General features: G+C 32.2%; 21 protein-coding genes and 1 pseudogene. 5 read left to right on the forward strand and 17 right to left on the reverse strand.

Going from position 1 to position 17773, the window contains the following annotated elements:
• Nucleotides 1-42: 42 nt before the first annotated feature.
• The 3 genes from T479_RS12285 to T479_RS12295 all read right to left on the reverse strand — a co-directional run bounded on the left by T479_RS12285 (nucleotide 43) and on the right by T479_RS12295 (nucleotide 1851).
• Nucleotides 43-588: a KwaA family protein gene (locus tag T479_RS12285; RefSeq protein ID WP_025219774.1), complete on the reverse strand. Its 546-nt coding sequence runs from the start codon at nucleotides 586-588 to the stop codon at nucleotides 43-45.
• A 25-nt stretch (nucleotides 589-613) separates the two neighbouring features.
• Nucleotides 614-1531, reverse strand: coding sequence for a DUF4868 domain-containing protein (locus tag T479_RS12290; protein ID WP_025219775.1), 918 nt, complete (start codon nucleotides 1529-1531; stop codon nucleotides 614-616).
• A 101-nt stretch (nucleotides 1532-1632) separates the two neighbouring features.
• The gene (locus tag T479_RS12295) at nucleotides 1633-1851 is read right to left on the reverse strand and encodes a hypothetical protein (protein WP_025219776.1); all 219 of its coding nucleotides are present in this window, start codon (nucleotides 1849-1851) and stop codon (nucleotides 1633-1635) included.
• Between the two features lie 344 nt (nucleotides 1852-2195).
• On the opposite strand from T479_RS12295, the pseudogene T479_RS12300 reads away from it, so the two are divergent.
• A pseudogene (locus T479_RS12300) lies at nucleotides 2196-3113 on the forward strand (beta-propeller fold lactonase family protein); the annotation flags it as partial.
• A gap of 95 nt (nucleotides 3114-3208) precedes the next feature.
• Here the strand turns inward: T479_RS12300 and T479_RS12305 are convergent.
• The 5 genes from T479_RS12305 to T479_RS12325 all read right to left on the reverse strand — a co-directional run bounded on the left by T479_RS12305 (nucleotide 3209) and on the right by T479_RS12325 (nucleotide 6764).
• Complete coding sequence (locus T479_RS12305) at nucleotides 3209-3583, reverse strand: GNAT family N-acetyltransferase (RefSeq protein ID WP_052599584.1); 375 nt, start codon at nucleotides 3581-3583, stop codon at nucleotides 3209-3211.
• A 195-nt stretch (nucleotides 3584-3778) separates the two neighbouring features.
• Nucleotides 3779-4141 carry a DUF6713 family protein gene (locus tag T479_RS12310; protein WP_024364906.1) on the reverse strand — a complete coding sequence of 121 codons (363 nt, stop codon included), beginning with the start codon at nucleotides 4139-4141 and terminating at the stop codon, nucleotides 3779-3781.
• Between the two features lie 123 nt (nucleotides 4142-4264).
• Nucleotides 4265-4849, reverse strand: a complete 585-nt coding sequence (locus tag T479_RS12315; protein WP_025219779.1) for a hypothetical protein — start codon at nucleotides 4847-4849, stop codon at nucleotides 4265-4267.
• A 156-nt stretch (nucleotides 4850-5005) separates the two neighbouring features.
• Nucleotides 5006-5881, reverse strand: a complete 876-nt coding sequence (locus T479_RS12320; RefSeq protein ID WP_025219780.1) for a hypothetical protein — start codon at nucleotides 5879-5881, stop codon at nucleotides 5006-5008.
• Between the two features lie 109 nt (nucleotides 5882-5990).
• Nucleotides 5991-6764, reverse strand: coding sequence for a class I SAM-dependent methyltransferase (locus tag T479_RS12325; RefSeq protein WP_025219781.1), 774 nt, complete (start codon nucleotides 6762-6764; stop codon nucleotides 5991-5993).
• 132 nt (nucleotides 6765-6896) lie between these two features.
• On the opposite strand from T479_RS12325, the gene T479_RS12330 reads away from it, so the two are divergent.
• A complete protein-coding gene (locus tag T479_RS12330; RefSeq protein ID WP_024364910.1) occupies nucleotides 6897-7544 on the forward strand; it encodes a pentapeptide repeat-containing protein in 648 nt (215 codons plus the stop codon).
• A gap of 313 nt (nucleotides 7545-7857) precedes the next feature.
• Here T479_RS12330 and T479_RS12335 read toward each other — a convergent pair whose 3' ends face one another.
• The 3 genes from T479_RS12335 to T479_RS23930 form a co-directional block, all read right to left on the reverse strand.
• A complete protein-coding gene (locus T479_RS12335; RefSeq protein ID WP_025219782.1) occupies nucleotides 7858-8382 on the reverse strand; it encodes a GNAT family N-acetyltransferase in 525 nt (174 codons plus the stop codon).
• A 1140-nt stretch (nucleotides 8383-9522) separates the two neighbouring features.
• On the reverse strand, nucleotides 9523-10359 hold the full coding sequence (locus T479_RS12350; RefSeq protein WP_025219784.1) for a hypothetical protein: 837 nt from the start codon (nucleotides 10357-10359) through the stop codon (nucleotides 9523-9525).
• Nucleotides 10360-10788: 429 nt separating this feature from the next.
• The gene (locus T479_RS23930) at nucleotides 10789-10950 is read right to left on the reverse strand and encodes a hypothetical protein (RefSeq protein WP_162832729.1); all 162 of its coding nucleotides are present in this window, start codon (nucleotides 10948-10950) and stop codon (nucleotides 10789-10791) included.
• 555 nt (nucleotides 10951-11505) lie between these two features.
• Between T479_RS23930 and T479_RS12355 the strand changes: the two genes are divergently transcribed.
• The gene (locus T479_RS12355) at nucleotides 11506-12042 is read left to right on the forward strand and encodes an HXXEE domain-containing protein (RefSeq protein WP_025219785.1); all 537 of its coding nucleotides are present in this window, start codon (nucleotides 11506-11508) and stop codon (nucleotides 12040-12042) included.
• A gap of 55 nt (nucleotides 12043-12097) precedes the next feature.
• Here T479_RS12355 and T479_RS12360 read toward each other — a convergent pair whose 3' ends face one another.
• Together T479_RS12360 and T479_RS12365 are read right to left on the reverse strand one after the other, a co-directional pair.
• Nucleotides 12098-12406 carry a hypothetical protein gene (locus T479_RS12360; RefSeq protein ID WP_025219786.1) on the reverse strand — a complete coding sequence of 103 codons (309 nt, stop codon included), beginning with the start codon at nucleotides 12404-12406 and terminating at the stop codon, nucleotides 12098-12100.
• Between the two features lie 497 nt (nucleotides 12407-12903).
• Nucleotides 12904-13320, reverse strand: a complete 417-nt coding sequence (locus tag T479_RS12365) for a phage holin family protein (protein ID WP_024364917.1) — start codon at nucleotides 13318-13320, stop codon at nucleotides 12904-12906.
• Nucleotides 13321-14015: 695 nt separating this feature from the next.
• Here T479_RS12365 and T479_RS24305 point away from each other — a divergent pair.
• Entirely contained in the window at nucleotides 14016-14174 is a 159-nt protein-coding gene (locus T479_RS24305; protein ID WP_080653413.1) for a YjcZ family sporulation protein, read from the forward strand.
• A 255-nt stretch (nucleotides 14175-14429) separates the two neighbouring features.
• Nucleotides 14430-14606 carry a hypothetical protein gene (locus T479_RS12370; RefSeq protein ID WP_024364918.1) on the forward strand — a complete coding sequence of 59 codons (177 nt, stop codon included), beginning with the start codon at nucleotides 14430-14432 and terminating at the stop codon, nucleotides 14604-14606.
• 180 nt (nucleotides 14607-14786) lie between these two features.
• Here T479_RS12370 and T479_RS12375 read toward each other — a convergent pair whose 3' ends face one another.
• The 4 genes from T479_RS12375 to T479_RS12390 form a co-directional block, all read right to left on the reverse strand.
• Nucleotides 14787-15536 carry a polysaccharide deacetylase family protein gene (locus T479_RS12375; RefSeq protein WP_025219787.1) on the reverse strand — a complete coding sequence of 250 codons (750 nt, stop codon included), beginning with the start codon at nucleotides 15534-15536 and terminating at the stop codon, nucleotides 14787-14789.
• Between the two features lie 287 nt (nucleotides 15537-15823).
• A complete protein-coding gene (locus tag T479_RS12380; protein ID WP_025219788.1) occupies nucleotides 15824-16444 on the reverse strand; it encodes an NAD(P)-dependent oxidoreductase in 621 nt (206 codons plus the stop codon).
• Nucleotides 16445-16541: 97 nt separating this feature from the next.
• On the reverse strand, nucleotides 16542-17201 hold the full coding sequence (locus tag T479_RS12385; RefSeq protein WP_024364921.1) for a hypothetical protein: 660 nt from the start codon (nucleotides 17199-17201) through the stop codon (nucleotides 16542-16544).
• Between the two features lie 153 nt (nucleotides 17202-17354).
• Nucleotides 17355-17747 (reverse strand): hypothetical protein, encoded by a 393-nt coding sequence (locus tag T479_RS12390; RefSeq protein ID WP_025219789.1) that lies wholly within the window; start codon nucleotides 17745-17747, stop codon nucleotides 17355-17357.
• Nucleotides 17748-17773: the final 26 nt, after the last annotated feature.

A 17773-nucleotide genomic window follows, 5' to 3' on the forward strand; every position in this document is an offset into this window, starting at 1 on the left:
CATTGTCAAATAGTGACTTTTCACAATGGTTTGCTACTTTCTCTAAGACCTATGCAAATAAATATTACTAGCCAGTTTTCTAACACGGATAGGGTTGTTAGCAATGTTCATTCTGATAAAATAATCTGGATTGTCTTTTGAGATAATTACGCGGCCAAGCTCATCCTCATAAATGTTCCATCCAAATAATAAGAACGTTATATTCACATGGATTAAATTAGACTTAATATATAAATAGCCAATTATCATAAACAAAATCCCATTTGTAATCAAAGTACTTATTTCTTTAACATTGATGGCTAGTAAAGGAACGATATATGTCACTAAGTAACTTAAAATCTCTTCATTTTTTCTTGCTACGCGCTCACTAACAATCGTGCTGTTTAATTCACATTTCCTAATATACCAAATCGGTAAAAAGGAAAGGGAAAATAATACGACCAAGATAATAGTAACGGTAAACGTTACTTGATCTTCACTAAATGACTGCCAATCAATATTTTCATAAGGGAATATGGAAAGAGCAACAATGACATATAATGGAGAGTATGACGATATAAACAGAAACAATTTAAAAAGATTTGTCATTTTTCCTCCACCCTTTCTTAATAAATTACCTTAAATCATCTCTGCCTCTTTCACCCGTAAGAACAGTTTTATAATAAGCATCATTCAGTAACTTGACGATATCATTCAATTGTTTTTTATCTGTATATTTTATTTTTGACTTTTCTTCGTTTAATTCTATATTTAAGTCAAATTCTTTAATAATTTCTTCTATTTTATCAAAATTTTCAACGAACCTTGTCATTCTCTCAGGCTTTGTCATTAATCGCGAAACTCTTTTAACTATATTACCATCTTCAATGCTATCATTTTTAAATTGTTCAAAGCCTTCTAATTTATTCGTTTCTTCAAAAGCACATAAGACCGAATTCGTATTGTGCACATACTTTGTTTTCAAATCGAAAATTCGTTGCACTGAAACATTATTTACCACTAGTATTTCGTTGTCATAAATAAGTAAATCGAACCCTGGTTCAATGCCAATAAATGAATCTGAGACTTTTCTAAAAGTAGTATCCGCAATGATTCCCCAAAGCCCTTTAGAAAACTTCTTAAATTGCGGAATGCGATTTAGGAAATAAGCATACTTCCCTGCTTCTATTTCAATTTTTATACAGTATAAATCTTTTTGCACATCTTCATTCAATGATTCACCCGGTTCCTGTAAACTTTTGAATAAATGATCATAAGTTATTCCTATATAGGATGACTTACAATACTCCACTACGCCATTCGGTCGACCATTTTCATTAAATTCTAGTTGCTCTTTTCCAACAAGCTTATCAATAGTCGGCTGGATAATATTGATTATCTCTTTTTGTAAAGAATGGCTTATTGATGGTTGAAATGAAAAATAGTCTAACATATCGTGCGTCTTAATCTTTTCAATTAAAAACAAACTTACTTCAAATGTACCACTCAATAAGCGTTCTGAAATTTTGCTGTTTATGAGCTCGATATTCAATAATAATCCCCCTTCACTCTTTGATAATATGAATAAAATCATACAATATTTGTTTTTTTCCAGTAAATCAACATACATCCATAATGGCTGTCGTAACGTAATTATTTAATTATGAGCAAGTTACATAAAAATTGATAACAATGCTCTTTTTCTTTAAAACATTCATGCAAATTTATATTTTCAATTTCATAAAATTTTGGTGTTTTACGAATGGTATATTTGCCAATAACGATTTCTTCATCAACCATAAGTTTTGTTACTGCCTCATAAATAGGATCAATCGAAAAGCCAATGATTTCATAAATATTCACATTTCCCATATTTATCCCCCTTTATTTCACTATGCTAACGTCTGAAAAAATATGATTCATTTAAGAGTTAAATTTTATTTGCGTAAAGAAACATTAAAACTGTTCACAAAATTTAAAACATTATTTGAATAAAAGTACTTAATATGAAAGCGTGTCTTTTTAGATGTAGGAAAACATACAAGGAAGATGGTTACGTGTACATATAGTAGCAATATAGGAAAGAAAGGAGGACTAACGTGGAAAAACAACCAAATTATTTTAAAAAGTTTAAGCTTAAATCAAATCCGAATTGTCATTGCCATTGTTGCTGTTTTTGTTGTAAGTGTAATTGTAAACCACCATTTTTACCTTTTCCGCCAATTTGCAACTATCTAGTGTATGTTACGGATGCTGGTCAAATAGAAACGCCCGGTAATAGAGTTTCAGTAATAAATACAGCAACCAATACTATCGTCGCTTCCATTCCGGTGGGAACCGCTCCTTTAGAAGTAGCAATCACCCCAGATGGCGCATTCGGTTATGTGCCTGCATACTTTTCGAATAATGTAACAGTATTTAGTACGGCAACGAATATGGCAGTGGCCACCATCCCAGTTGGAATCAATCCTCTAGGTGTTGCCATTTCACCAAATGGAACATTGGCTTATGTTTCTAACCAAGGCTCTAATACGGTGTCTGTCATAAATACAACTTTAAATACGGTAACTGCAACTATTCCGGTAGGTCTTGCACCACAGGGAATAGCTTTTACACCCAATGGTGCATTTGCCTATGTTGCAGATGAAAATTCAAATGCAATATCAGTTATTGATACGCTAACGAATATAGTTGTAGCAACAATCCCTGTAGGAGCTCGCCCAAGATCCATCGTTTTTACACCGAATGGACAATTTGCTTATGTCACAAATGAAGCGAGCAATACAGTATCCGTTATTAATGCAAATATGAATACAGTAATGGCTACAATTCCTGTTGGTAATGGACCTGTTGGAACAGCTATTACACCCGATGGATCATTTGTTTACATTGTAAATAAAGGTAGTAATACAGTATCTGTTATAGATACGTCTACAAATTTAGTCATTGCAACAATTCCTGTAGGCATCTCCCCTGACCAAGTAACCATCCTACCGAATGGAACGTTTGCATATGTCACAAATCAACTAGATAATACGGTGTCTGTTATACATATCGCAACAAATATGGTAGTTGATACAATTCCTGGATTTAATGGACCGACTGGTATAAAAACAGGAACAATTTGTATATAAAATTAATTGGATTATTTAAAAAAACCAGAATTAATCTACATATTGTAGCATCTATTCTGGTTTTTTAATGATTATTGATCCATCCATTACTAAATTTACTCTAAATATTCTTGGGCTAGTTGCTGATTTTTATAAATCCCCATACCTGTCTTCAATTTTTTAAATCCCATTTTTTCATAAAAAGGAACATTACCAGTTGTTGCAATTAACTGAATGCATGAAACATTTTCTAACTGCTGCTTCATATCTTCCAAAAGCATCCGTGCAATTCCTTGGCCTTGAAACTTTTTATGGACAACTACATCATAAATAGCTGCATTAAATACCCCATCTGAAAGCGCTCTAACAAAACCTACAATTTTGCCATCCACCAATGCAACTACAACATGAGTACTTGCATTAAAAACCTTCTCGATGATAAGTTCGTTATGTTTATGCCATCCAACAGATTGATAAACTTCTTTTAGCATCCTAATATCTTTCTCTTCTATATCGTATTTAAGCAATACCACCTTATCCCCCACCCTTTCTTTAATTTTCAAATAATTCAAATATCTATTCATCCCTCATTGTACTATATTTTCTAGGTGTATTATTCCAAATTATGGCCTGTTTTTCTTCAATAAAAAACGCCATATCACTAAAGATATGGCTTTGCTTTAAAGCTAAATTAAAAATAATAAATGTACTACTGAAAGAATGCCTAACGAATGTATAATCGCTCTTGAAAATGCATGTTTAAAATTATTTCGAGGATGTCGTTCAAAAAACAAATGCAATATGGAATGAACAATAAAAAATATATCTAAAATCCAAAAAAGAATCGTTTGATACTGACTAAATAATAACAAAAATATAATTATGTAAAGAACTATATGAATCAATGTGAATACTTTGTAAGCTTTCTCATCTTCCATATCCTTTAGTACAACAAACAGCCGCCACTCCGAGCGCCTAATCGCATCCATTTCATGCACAAGAAATAAAGAAAGGTTCAATAAAAACAGGGCAAGCACTAAATCAGGCATTTCCAATCTCCTCATCTTTTTCCTTCATGTTACTATAAAAAGATAGTCTAAAACGAAGAAACTCTGCCAAAATATGTCGAAATCAAGTCTTAAAAACTAGAGAAGTGCCCCATTTTCTCACACCTAATGGCTATTAGGTGTCCAGTCAATAAGTAAATTCGTAGCATGGTTTTTCGTCCATTCTAAAAATTCATTCACATTTCGAATCCCAAATTCTATTACAGCCTGATAAATAAATATTGATGAATAACTTAAATTAGTTTCTAGTAAAGCTTCTTTAATATCAAGAATAGCTTTTCTCGAAGTTTCTGTTAACGCTTTTTTCATAAAAGGCACCAAATCTTTAGAGAGTGCTCCTTGACGTCCATTTGAAAAAAGCCACATATCGATATTCCACTCTTCTTGATTAGCTAAATAAATGATTTTAAAATAATAGCCTTGATAATCAGAATCCATATAATTTTTATATTTTAGTTCCACTACATTTTGATTGTCTACTAATGGTGCCAACGCCATCATTACTTTTTCTGGAATTAATTCATCACTAAATGTCTCCATATCAATATCAGGCGATACGATTAAATCATAAGCGGTTGCACCCACTACAAAACAAGTCCCTATCGTACTCCATCTTTGCATTAATTGTAATTCATCTAAAATTTTTAATGCTCTTCCTTTTTTTCTATTTGCCCTGTCTAAACTGTTCATGTCCATCACCTTATTTCCAAAATTAAGTATTATGATAGAATAAACAATTGTAAAATAAAATGCAAATTATTGATTAAGACGACAGCGGAAATAACATACGCTTTGAAATTTTATCTACGAACAAATAAAGAACAATCATCTGTTACACGCATCATTTTATTCCTTTGAAAAAAATTTCGAATCAATCGTATCGATAACTGAAGAGATAGCAAAAAAATACCCCATGTCCATTTTCTCTTCATATGTTAAATTATTTGAATCCTTATTAAGAAAAACAATCCATTCATTTTCTAATTCACTCATATTTTTTCCGTATACTTCCGCTACTTTTTTTGACAAATCCTTTTCATTGTAAATCTGTTCAAACTTTTCTAACCCGTAAGTCTCTACTAAATATGTTACAAAAGAAGAAGCATGTGTATAGCTCATCAATCGAAGGGTAACATCTTTTTCAGTTATTAGGACAGGGCGAAAATAGGATTCATCCAGATTAGAATCTATCAAATTACTAATAGGGATTAATTTGTTTGCATCCATAAAATATTTTACAAGTTTATGGGGATATGTTTTATTTTCCCCGTACTTTTCTTCCAAATAACTAGCAAAACCCTCTTGTGTAAAATACCCACTGCTTGTATCAAAATCTTTACCATAGCCCAGTAAGGAATGTGTTAATTCATGTATTAGTGGGTATCCGTCTTCCTTCACGCCATATAGCTCGATTCTAGATGCCAAGCCCAATGAATCAAGGTCTCCTTCATTGAGATAAACGTTGATTTTATCAGAAGGAACATAACCAGTTTGAATCGAATTATGTATTACTTCATAGGCTGTTAGAAGTTCATCTTTAATTTCTTCCACTTTTTCTTGTGGAACCTTAATGTTATTAATAATCTCAAAGGTTACTTTCCCATCAGGTGTCACTACAATCTGTTCATCCTCATATTCTTGTTCTTTCGGTACAACTTCATCTTGTGTACAAGCCGTTAATAAGCAGATAAACACAACAAAAACCACACTAAATTTATACATTTTTACCTCCTAAAAACCAATATTTTTAAAAATATACGTTTGGAAATTCAAAAAGTTTCATATTTAGTATAAAAATTTATGTTAGTGTGCTTGCATTGGGAACTGCATTTTACACTTTACGAGCAGTCAAAATTGGTTGATAATAACCTGTATTTTCAGGGAAATGCCATTCAATATTGACGAAACCAATCATACGTAGTACTTTGTTAATTTCTTCCCTTAACAGTGCCCTGTATTGCGTACTATTATGTTTTGTTTTCCATTCACCGTTAATTTCTCTCATAATAAATTGTTTTACTGTATACGTTTTTCCATCTTCTGCCCAATCATAGACTTGAAAAGTCATTCTCTTTCCTTCGTCCAAAATATTTGGATGTGTTGTAATTATTTTCTCTATAACCATCGCATCGTAATCTCTTATCGTAACTAAAAGTAAACCGTTATGATGAAGCTTTTCATACATATTTTGACAAACTTTGTGCAAATCTTTATCTGTTAGTAAATGCGGTATTGCATTATCCGCCGATAGCACAATATCAAATAAGCCTGATACATATGTATTGAGCTTGCGAAAATCTGCTACTCCAAAGTTTATTTTCACTCCATAACGGGCTGCTTCTTTTTTAGCTCTCTTTACAGATACAGCACTAATGTCAGTAGCGGTTACATGAAATCCATAATTTGCCAAACCAATTGCTTGTGTACCAATGCCACACGAACAATCTAATAAAGAAACCTGCCGCGTCGAAGATAAGTTTAACTTCGATTGGATAATTTTATATAGAATTTCACTTTGCCGAGCAATGGCTAAATGCCAATCAACAAATATTAGATGATAATCTTCTGCAAGTTCATCATAAAATTTTAATACCGAATCTTCCAATGTTAATTCCCCCAAATCGGTCCTTTGTAACACAAACTGCTATGTCCATACTATGAAGAAAAAATAAAGTCTTATAAAAGCATGAATTTTTTATTATTCTATATACATCATTACATTGAGAGGTGTGATAAAGTGGCAAAAGTATTTAAAATTGAATCACCTAAATTGCCTTTAGCATTAGAAAAAGTAAATATTCAAGATATTTTTTATGAAGAAGATCCGTACTTATCCAATTGTGTTATCGCCAATACGGTCATTGACAATATAGCTATTGATAGACTTATTTTATCAAAAGTACTCTTTAAAAATGTTAGATTCATAGATGTATCTTTTAGAAAAATTGATTTGACTGATGTAATTTTTGAAAACTGTGATTTATCAAATGCCAGCTTTAGGGAAGGCTTAATTCACAGAGTTACATTCGACAATTGTAAAGTATTAGGATTGAATTTAGCAGAAGCTCATGTAGGAAATGTTTCGTTTGACAATTGCATTGCAAATCTATGTGATTTTACAGAGACTCGTTTAAAACAGGTCATTTTTAATCATTCATCGCTACAAAGCGCCAACTATTTTGAATGCAAATTTAATAAAGTCATTTTTAATGAGTGTGATATTAACGATGTGGATTTTTCTCAAACATCTTTAAAAGGTATTGATATTAGCTCATGTCGATATGAAAGGTTGAATGTTACTTTGGAAAGTATAAAAGGTTGCGAAGTATCTTCTGAACAAGCTGTTGGATTTGCATCATTACTAGGTTTAAAAGTTAAATCGTAGCTCACTACAGGATTAAAACTGTTAGGAAACAATAACTCCCATACTTGCGCAATTACTCTTTTGTATGGAGGGGCTTACCATAAATAGTAGGTGAGCAACACTATAAGTATTTTATTTTCAATAAATCTACAGTTCGCACAAAAACAGCACTGCACATTTTAGACGATGACATTTGTTCAAAACATCTTTCGAGGTTTATACTTGCTACTATTCCATGTTTCAAATTATTTAGCAAATAAAGTTTTCACTATATTTCGCTATTTATTTCGATGATATTCAATATTGTTCTTTACTTCTTTACTTCTTTACTTCTTTACTTAATGAAAGAATAAACATTAGTGTCATAAGGCATATTATTTTGATGCATAAAGTTTCTTAAAACCCCTTCTTTTTCAAAACCCAATGCTTCCAATAGCTTATTCGAAGCTTCATTTTCCGTAAAAACAATGGCTCCTATGCGCACCAAATTCATCTCTTGAATACCATAGGAAATAACTTTACCCACAGCTTCCTTTGCATAGCCTTGCCCCCAACTATTAGGGAAAAGTGCATAACTGATATCCGCTTTTTTATGCTCAACAGACCAATCTTGAAAACCAATTGTACCGATAATTTCTTCTTGTCCTTGCACGGATATTCCCCATTTAATGCCACGTTTTTCTTTGAAATTAGTAGAAAAATTTTGGATAATCTGTTTCACTTGCTCTAAGCTCGTTAACGGCTTCTGCCCATAATGACGTAAAACGTCTGGATTTGAAAAACAACTTAATATTGCTTGCGCATCATTTTCTGTCAGTTCTCTTAGCACTAAACGCTCGGTATGTAATATTGGAAACATGCTTTTCCCTCTACTTTCAAAATCGTATTTTTACCATTCTATAACAATAGCACATTATTTACATTACTTATTCTGCGTAGTACTCTAATTTAAAAAGCAGCCATTTAGTATCAATACACTTAATGGCTGCACATCTATATGTATAGAACCTGTTAACTTAGCTTTCATTACGATTAAAATCCTTTTTAATAAATACAACTATTCTGTTGTATTTATTGATACTGATCGGCTTCACCACCAATAATAAGAACAACGCCATAATACAAACAACCATGGCGGTATACATTATTGTTTGCATAATATAATAATATGTCAAATACGGAGGTGCATACCAATATATCCAACTACTTGATAACATGATCAAAAGCCACCCTAGCAATATTTGCACAAGGAAGTCCCTGCTTTTTTCTTTCATATACATTACCGATTTTTTGAAAACAAGAGACATTATTTTCAAATAAACGAAGCCAATTAAAGCACTCAATAAAATATTAAAAAGAGAATTCATAAGAAATCCTCCTTCTATAATTTTTACATCTTCATTATTATGGTATGCCATGATATTTTTATTTGATAATTATTAAACTGTTCTAGACTATATTGAAAAGCACCTCACTTTAAAGTGAGATGCCTCCTAATTTATTGCGGTACTTCTTCCGCTAATTTCAAAAATCTAGCAAGTTTTTTTGTTTTCTAATTCTTCCATAGAAACTAAATGGTTATATATCATTAAACTTCAAAAACTTCTTTTGACTATGCTTTATTTGCTATCATACTCCTTTTTAATTTTTATTAGGATTTTGTTATATATAGATATGCTAATATTTTTAACGACCAACAATAAGAATAATGATACAATGCAAACACCCATTGCTACATACATTATCGTTTGCATTATATAATAAGGATAAAATGGTAGTGTGTAATAAAATATACAACCGCTTGATATCATAACCATTAGCCAGCCAGGAAGTCTTTGTGCAAGAAAGTCCGTACTTTTTCTATTCATATACATTACCGATTTTTTAAAAATAAACGATATTAATTTAATATAAACGAATACTATCAAAGCGCCCAATAGAATTTCAAGGAAAGTATTCAAAACAATCACCTTATATGGTTACTTAGTTTTATTTTTAATTATGGTATAGCATTATATTTTTCCTTTGCTTTAAGGCATAAATTAACATAAGTAAATACAATAAGAATTGTTCCAAAAACAGGTATACTTTTTCCTAGGCTTTTAAATATCTTTTTAATTAATTCCCATGATAATAGATTACCACCCTTAACAGCATCCCAAACAGCTGTAGATATTCCTATTAGACCAGCCGTAGCGATAATTTTCTCTTGTGCCACAATATTATTAGCTGCTGCTTTAAAATCTCTATACTGCCATTGTTGCTTCGTTGTCGTTTTAGACATCGTACCAAAAATAGCATAGGCATTATTATTATTAGGTGATTCCTCCCAACGAATAGCCGCAATATAAGAACCGCCAGATGCCCCCTTTGAGGCAGTCAGTGTTTTTAATTTAGGATTAATATTATTATAAGATTGTTGTTGGAAAGTACCATTAGTATTATATTGAGGATTATTTTTGTTTATTTTCACTTCCACACTATTCGGATTAGTAAGTTCTTTAATCATTATTTCTTCTGTTGTTTCCATTATCCTAATAACTTTCTTATCTATTAATTCTTTCTCGTTATTAGGAGAAATATTAAATATTTTTTGAGTAATTTCATCCGTTCCATCAGGTTTACTGATTACATCTTCAACGTACTCAAAAATATTTCCTGCTTCATCTTTTAATTGAAAAGCTGAATGATTACCATTATCATAAAGCAACGTAAAGCTATTATATTCTGAAGCTAGCGTTAAATTATTTTCGTAACTTGCAATTGTCAATAATGTTGGAGATGCAACAGTAGAAAATACCAAAATTACTACTAAGCAACAAATAAATTTTTTCATACTAATCCTCCTATAAACATTAAATTTTAATCTGTTTATAAGTTTTCAGAGTATTAAAATTATTTACAGCCGAACATTATCATAGTATTTTTATTAATGGGTATCTAATACTACCCACCTCATTAAGATTTGGACACGTATTCTCCTATGTCTCACTAAATCTAGTTAAAATTTATTTTAACAATTACGGATAGCATTTCAATATTCAAACTAAAAATCAGGGTTATTTAACTATTATTTTGAAGATAATTCAAAATAAATATATTTACTGAATTATTAATTCTTATACAAACTTTGTAGCAATTTGCTAAAATTTTATTTTATTTGATATGTAATGGCGAATATGAAATTTTATCGATTGGTATGTAACGAGGTATACAGGTTTACGATTTGTTTCAACTAAAAAGCACCCCCTGTGAGGTGCTTTTTTTATTGCGGTACTTCTTCTAATAATTTTTCAAAATCTAATAGATACCCGCCAAGTTTTGCTTTTTCTAACTCTTCTATATATTCTTCTTTTCGTTCGGTTAGTCTGTCTTCAAGTGTGTTTTGATAGGCTGGAAATAGATTGTAATCTACTGGTTTCCCCATAAGTTCACCTCTTATATTATATTTTTTATTATTATAAGATATATTGATAATTTCTGACAATTGAAAACAACAAATTTGATTAAAAAGATCGACAATGTCACATGTAGATAGACTTATCCTTGCGCATACTCACTATACTATTTCCCTATGCATTACAATGCACTTTGAATTTCTTGCATAAATTAGGAATATTTTTCTTAATCAACATTTCGTATTTGTCGAAAGAGCAGTATTTTACTAAAAGTTAACTATCACTCACGATTATTTAAAAAGTAATTAACTAAATAATCCATAATTGGTATAATAATTATAATCATAGAAACACACGTAACTTTATAAATAATAAAGTATTTATTTTTTATCTAGTTTGCAGGCTAATAGCTAGTTATCATAACTATTTCATCATAATAATAGTAGTGTAAAGCAAATTTAGCTTTGCACCTCCTGATTTGTTGGTTAGGGTCACTCTGGTCCAGTGACCCTTTAATCATTTTTCCATTCCAATCTACAATCTTTATACGTGATTAAATATAAACGAAAGCAAGTGAGGTCAATATGGCATTCTGGTTAAATGTTCAAACATTAATCTGGTTATTTCCTATTCTTTTCATTATCCACGATTTTGAAGAGATTATATTAGTAGAAAAATGGTTACATACGAATCGAAATAAGATTTATAAACGGTTGCCTCCCAAAATAGCTGACCGAATTGTGAAGCAGTTTTCTATGACGACAGCTCAATTTGCAGCAGCAGTTATTGTTATTTTTTTATTTGTCAGTGCAGCTACTATTTCAGCTATTTACTATCTCTATAATGGTACTAGTTGGAGTTTATACTTTTTTATAGCCGTTTCATTAGTATTTTTTATTCATGCGTTTACGCATATTGGGCAGACAATTATATTCCGCTCTATTGCTCCTGGAACTATTACATCGGTTATTATAATTATTCCATACAGCATTGTTTTATATAGATCATTATGGATGGAGCAAATTGTTACATGGAAAATGATTTTGATATCCTTACCTTTTGGTGTGCTCTTTTTTCCTATAGTGTTAACAGCTCATTGGATTGGCAAAAAGTTTATATAATTTACAAAGTTTCAATAAACCTATTTTATTTTCCAGTTCACTTAAACAGGGTTGTTTATTTTACATATTTCAAATGCTTTTTTACAAATGCCACAATGTATTGTACTTCCTCTTCGGTCATATTCAATAAACTACTAACTCTACGTAATTTTGCTGGGGACTTTAATTGTTCTCTTACTTTATCAATAAACATGTATTTGCACTTCCGTGGATTTACAGTATCCCTAACTTGTTTATAACGTAAGTAAGCATATCGAGCGAAGGCGTTCAACATTTCTCGCTCGTATCCCTCTCGTTCTAAGTTCATGACAGCCGCTTCTATCTCTTCGGTTTCAAAAATCCAGGAGCCATCGGTTAATTGCATACTACCACCTCTTTCCAAATAAACTTGGTAAAGCTTGTTGAAGGCAACGTTCTCTTTATCACATCCATTTATGCTTCAATATTCCTTCAACGCCGTTCTTTCGAGATGTGTTATCCTTCAACACGTTCTTCCCCTCATTATTAAATGCAAAATAAAAAGCCCCACCTAGTTAGATGTGACTCTTTTATTATTTTTATGAAAAACAGCTACCATTTTGTGCTGCGTTAAAAGATCAATTAAACGTTTCATTTTTATGACCTGCTACCTCTATGAGATTATTCCTTTCGACTAACAATCCCCGCATTATATGCTATAATCCACAGATACAGGGTCTTCAGCAGTCTTATCCAAAGGCAGCGGTGGTAGAAAATCTATTTTGATAGGCAAATGGCCTTGTGTCTATTTTCTTGCCATTACTGTGTGGGAATTGTTTAATGTAATATCCTTATAAACACTTTAAAAAGTATCCATTAAGTCACGAGACTTTTAACTACAATCTACTGCTCATCATCCTTTTTATCGTCATTATCCTTTTTCAACTGTGCAAAAGCATTTGCTAAAAACTTTGGAACACGAATGCCCAACTTACCTAAGTTTTCGATTATACTTATACCTTCCATCCCAATTAAAAACAAAATCATGGCGTTACGCATAAAGTTGCCGCTTTCTGTCGCATTGTCCAACTGAACTGCTGCGATAACCATTAAAATCATGGCTGTCTTTTTCAGAAGACCTTTAAACGTTTTACGAGAATCTATATCTTTGATGATCCAACCAACCATTACACCTAATGTTAAGTCGATTGCCATTAATATTGTTAAAGATGTCACCAATTCATCCACACCGCCAATTAGATATACGATTAATGCGGTCATACCTCCTATAAGTGAAGACCAAAATGTATTTGTTTCCATATCATCACCTACTTTCCTCTATATTAGCCCCCCACACAGGTGATAGCTGAAGACATAAAAAAACTACTTTATTTTTCATAAAGTACTTTTTGGATTTCTTCAATCCCTGCCTTCATTTCTAGCATATTCAATTCCTAGACCTATGGAGGTTAACAAAAATACAGAAAGAACTAACTTTTCGTAAATTAATCTCCCTCAAGCTTCTAACCAGTACCTATCATTCTTTGTACTTTTTGGCACAACCATATGCTTTCTACAATTATCTAAAGTGGGCTAAGACATTAGGGGAAACATAAAATTGTCTATGCTTTTTCGCAAATATTGGGTTTGTTTAAAATGAATTATAAGTGTTTAAGCTACTATGTATTTTGAACAGAAAGAACATTTAAAGACCGTGATAAAATTGTAGTGGGAGTAACTCCTTATACATATTAGCAAAAATTAATGTAGTGAATTAGAATTGCTATACTACAGTTTAAAAAGTATGTTATAATGCTTTTACTGACAAACCAAACAGGTAACCAATTCAAAGCTGTAGCGTTTTTATACGCTGCAGCTTTTTGTAATGAAAAACTTTACACATTTTTTTATAAAAAACATTTCTAAAACAGATGGGCTTGAATTGGGATAAATACCCCTCCGCATTTCAACAGGGAACATATTATAAATTGAAGGAAGGAAAGGAGGTATGTTTCATGGGATACTACGGAAATGTAGGAAGCTGGAACAATAATTATTGTGGTGGATATAACTACGGCGGTGACTATTACTATGGTGGCGGCAATGGCTCTACGTTTACGCTTATTGTTGTACTCTTTATTCTCTTAATTATTGTCGGTACTGCTTTCTTATAAAAAATGTTATACAAAGCAATGGCATGCATGATGCCAGCTTTACACTCCTATTAACCCCTTTGGGTCACTTCCCCCAAGTGACCCATTTTTTCATGCTTAAAAAAGAGAAAGTACTTGGATTTCCTACTGTGTTTCGCCTTTCTATACAAAAATTCACTTCATTAGAGTAAATTTGGACAAGTATAGTATTGCGCATATTCGCAAATAGTATAAATGGTGTGATGACACCAAATTAACTACGATGGAGGGATTTTGATGAATTCAATTCGAGAAGGTTTAATCCCAACTATTTTAGGTTCTGCTGTTACGGCTGCTGGATATGCATTAAAGCAAAAAAGCGGTTCTAACAAAATGATTGCCCATACAGTCTTTGGATTTGGTTTAGCACATATTGTGTTAGGTGCAATTGACCTTGTAGAACATCGTCGTTAGAAAATGGAGGGCACACTATTGTGCTCTTCTTTTTTATTTGATGTCGTACTTATTCGCTTGATTTGAATGCTATTGATGTTGGTCAGGCTCAAATAATAACTAGCGGAATACGCTAAAAAACCTCGATAAGTGCCCATTTAATTTGCACTTATCGAAGTTATTTTAACCTAAGCATGCCTATTATTTCTTATTGTTTTCCATTTTATTCGTTGCTTTTTGCACTTCAAGTAATTCCGAAACCTTGACAAATTTATATCCCTGCTTTTCCAGTTCAGGTAAAATTTTTTCGAGCGCTTTAACCGTTTGACCTCGATCTCCGCCACCATCATGAAAAAGAACAATATTGCCTTCCTTAGCCCCTTTCAACACAGTGTTGACAATTTTATTAACACCAGGGCTTTTCCAGTCCATTGTATCTTGGTGCCAAGACCACATCACTACTTTGTATCCTTCTTTTGCAACTGCATCAATCATACCGTCTGTATATTGCCCTTCCACTGGACGGAATAAAGTTGGAGAATATCCACTAATACCGTAAATTGTTTCATGTGTTTGTTTAATTTCCTTCAGTAGATTAGGGATAGTCGTTCTTAAAGGATGTGTATATGTGTGAATGGCTAATTCATGGCCTTCTTCATACATTCTTTGAATAACTGCTGGGTTTTTTTCTGCATTTTCACCGACTATAAAAAATGTGGATTTTGCATTGTACTTGTCCAGAACATCTAATATTTCAGGTGTATATTTTTTATGAGGGCCATCGTCAAAGGTCAATGCAATTATTTTTTCATTTGTTTTTATTTCCCATAGTATTTGCCCTGCCTCTTCATAATATTTTCTTCCTTTATCAGCAGAGAAACGTTCACTTACAAAAAAAATGGAGGCCGCTAAAATACAAAAAGGCACAATATATAGCATTAATTTCTTCAACAACTTCACTTCCCAAAAAAATTATTTAGTACTTTATTATTTGTGGAAATGATTAAAAAATGCTTTTAAATTTGAATTATTAACTGCCATATGAAGTATAAAAAAACAAGTTATGTGCCACAATAAAATTAAAGCCATGAATCTCCCTAATTATTCATTTGCTGTAGCAAACTGTTGCTACAGCTTTTTTTATTAAAATGACGTAAAGCTGTAGATCCTTCGATGACGGAAAAACACACTCATTTTAACTAATACCATCGTTAAAATAAGTGTGTGCAAATAATCTATTAATAGGCGATTCCTACTCGAGACTTCACGTATTCAGAACATTGAATTTGTTGGTAAGTAAATTGTGCAGTGTCTGCCACAGATATTTCATTTCCACCTTCTGGAAGGAAATCTCGCTCTACGCGATATTTACCTGTATAACGTCCATCTGGTAAATATGTAGGACAAACGATTGTCCAATCCATAGTTGATTGCGCTAATAATTTAAAGGCATTGTGATGTTCTTGTGCTGCAAACGTTGACTTTCGTTTTGATTCACTGGATTGATATCGAAGTAAATTAGGCGTTAGACGACTTTGTAAAATTCCAGCTGTCCCGACTGTTATAATTCGGTTCACTTTTTTACTTGCCATTGCATCGAGAATGAGTGGTAAACTTGCTGTTAACGTGTTTGACCCATCCGTATTTAATGCGCTAATAACGACATCTACCTCTGCCATAACTGATATGAGGTCGTTTTTATTTAAGACATTACCTAGTTTAACTTGTAAATTCTCATTCGCTATTATCATTTTACTTGGTGTACGTACTAATGCGATTACTTGATGACCATCGTTTAGTGCAAGGGAAACGATATGACTGCCTACACGGCCAGTTGCACCTAAAACTAAAATATTCAGGAAAATCACCTCTTTCTTTGCGATTATATCATAGATTAGATTAATTTTTGATGCATGCTAAAAGGACACATCTCCTACGAGAGTGCCCTTATATTTTTTATTCTATATGAGACGTTGCAATAGCCTGAGCTAATGTAGTACCGCCATCTATGTTTTCATAACTATATTGACCTAAAGGTAAACCCCAAATTTCCACAAAATCCCCTTCAAGGAATTCTGTTGATTGATAGCCAATGGCATAAATCGCATTAAAGTCCATATCTTCAATTAAAATAAGTGACACTGGTGTACCATCCTCTAATGTATCTTCCTCTATTTGGATGATATCGCCTGCAAAAGTAACCATTTTCTCTAGATATGGTTTAATATTTTTATTTAAATGCTTGGAAGTGATTTTATCATCCGCAAGCTTTTTTGTTTTTTGAATTGCTTCTTTTGATAAAGCAGGGAATAAATCTGCATTCGTTGAAATAAAATTATATGATTGCTTTTCTAATGTTAGTTGATCTTCTGTGAAAAATGGTACATCTTCTAAATAGTTTCTTGCATAATTAACGACTGGAGCAGCTGCTTCTTTCTCAGTCTGATCGTTTTTAACTTCTTCTTTTTCTTCTGATTCCTTATCTGCTGAAGCTTCTTCCTTCTTTGCTTCGTTACTTGGGATAGGAGTGCTACCTCCTTTGCTAACCTCACTACCACATGCGGCTGCCATAATTGCTACTAACGACAGTACAGCCATGATTAAAAACTTCTTCATCACTAAATCCTCCCAATTCTTCTTTTAACATACTAAATATACCAATAAAGAGGAGTACATACTATAATAATTTTCCAATAATTTTCAACTTTTTGTAGTTATTACTAACTATTTATTATCTTCTAATAGACTAGGATTCATGTACAAAAATCGTCAATTTCGATCAGTAAGCTGGACATCCACAATAAACAAATTAAAGTTATTCTTTTTTGCAATGTTATTTACTATTTTTTGGATTTTGCTCTCCGTTCGGTTATCGATTTTCTCTAAATTATGTAAACTTATTGTGATAATTTGATTGTCCGATGAGTCGATTAAATATTCAATCGTGCTATCTGGATGATAACCTTCATCCCTTAGCGCTATAATTATTTTTTTTGTTAATTGCGTGCGTTGTAACTTTTGCGCTATTTCTTCAGATGCATATTGAGAAGAATTATTTTGAGTTAATTGTACAGATGTAGTCGGCTGGTATTTCAAATAAATTGTTACAAATATAAGTAATGCCATCACTATACAAATACCTTTTATAAAACTTTTATGCATTTTCTCCTGCTCTCCTTTTTTCACAA

The sequence above is a fragment of the Lysinibacillus sphaericus genome (assembly GCF_000600105.1).
Lineage (GTDB): Bacteria > Bacillota > Bacilli > Bacillales_A > Planococcaceae > Lysinibacillus > Lysinibacillus sphaericus.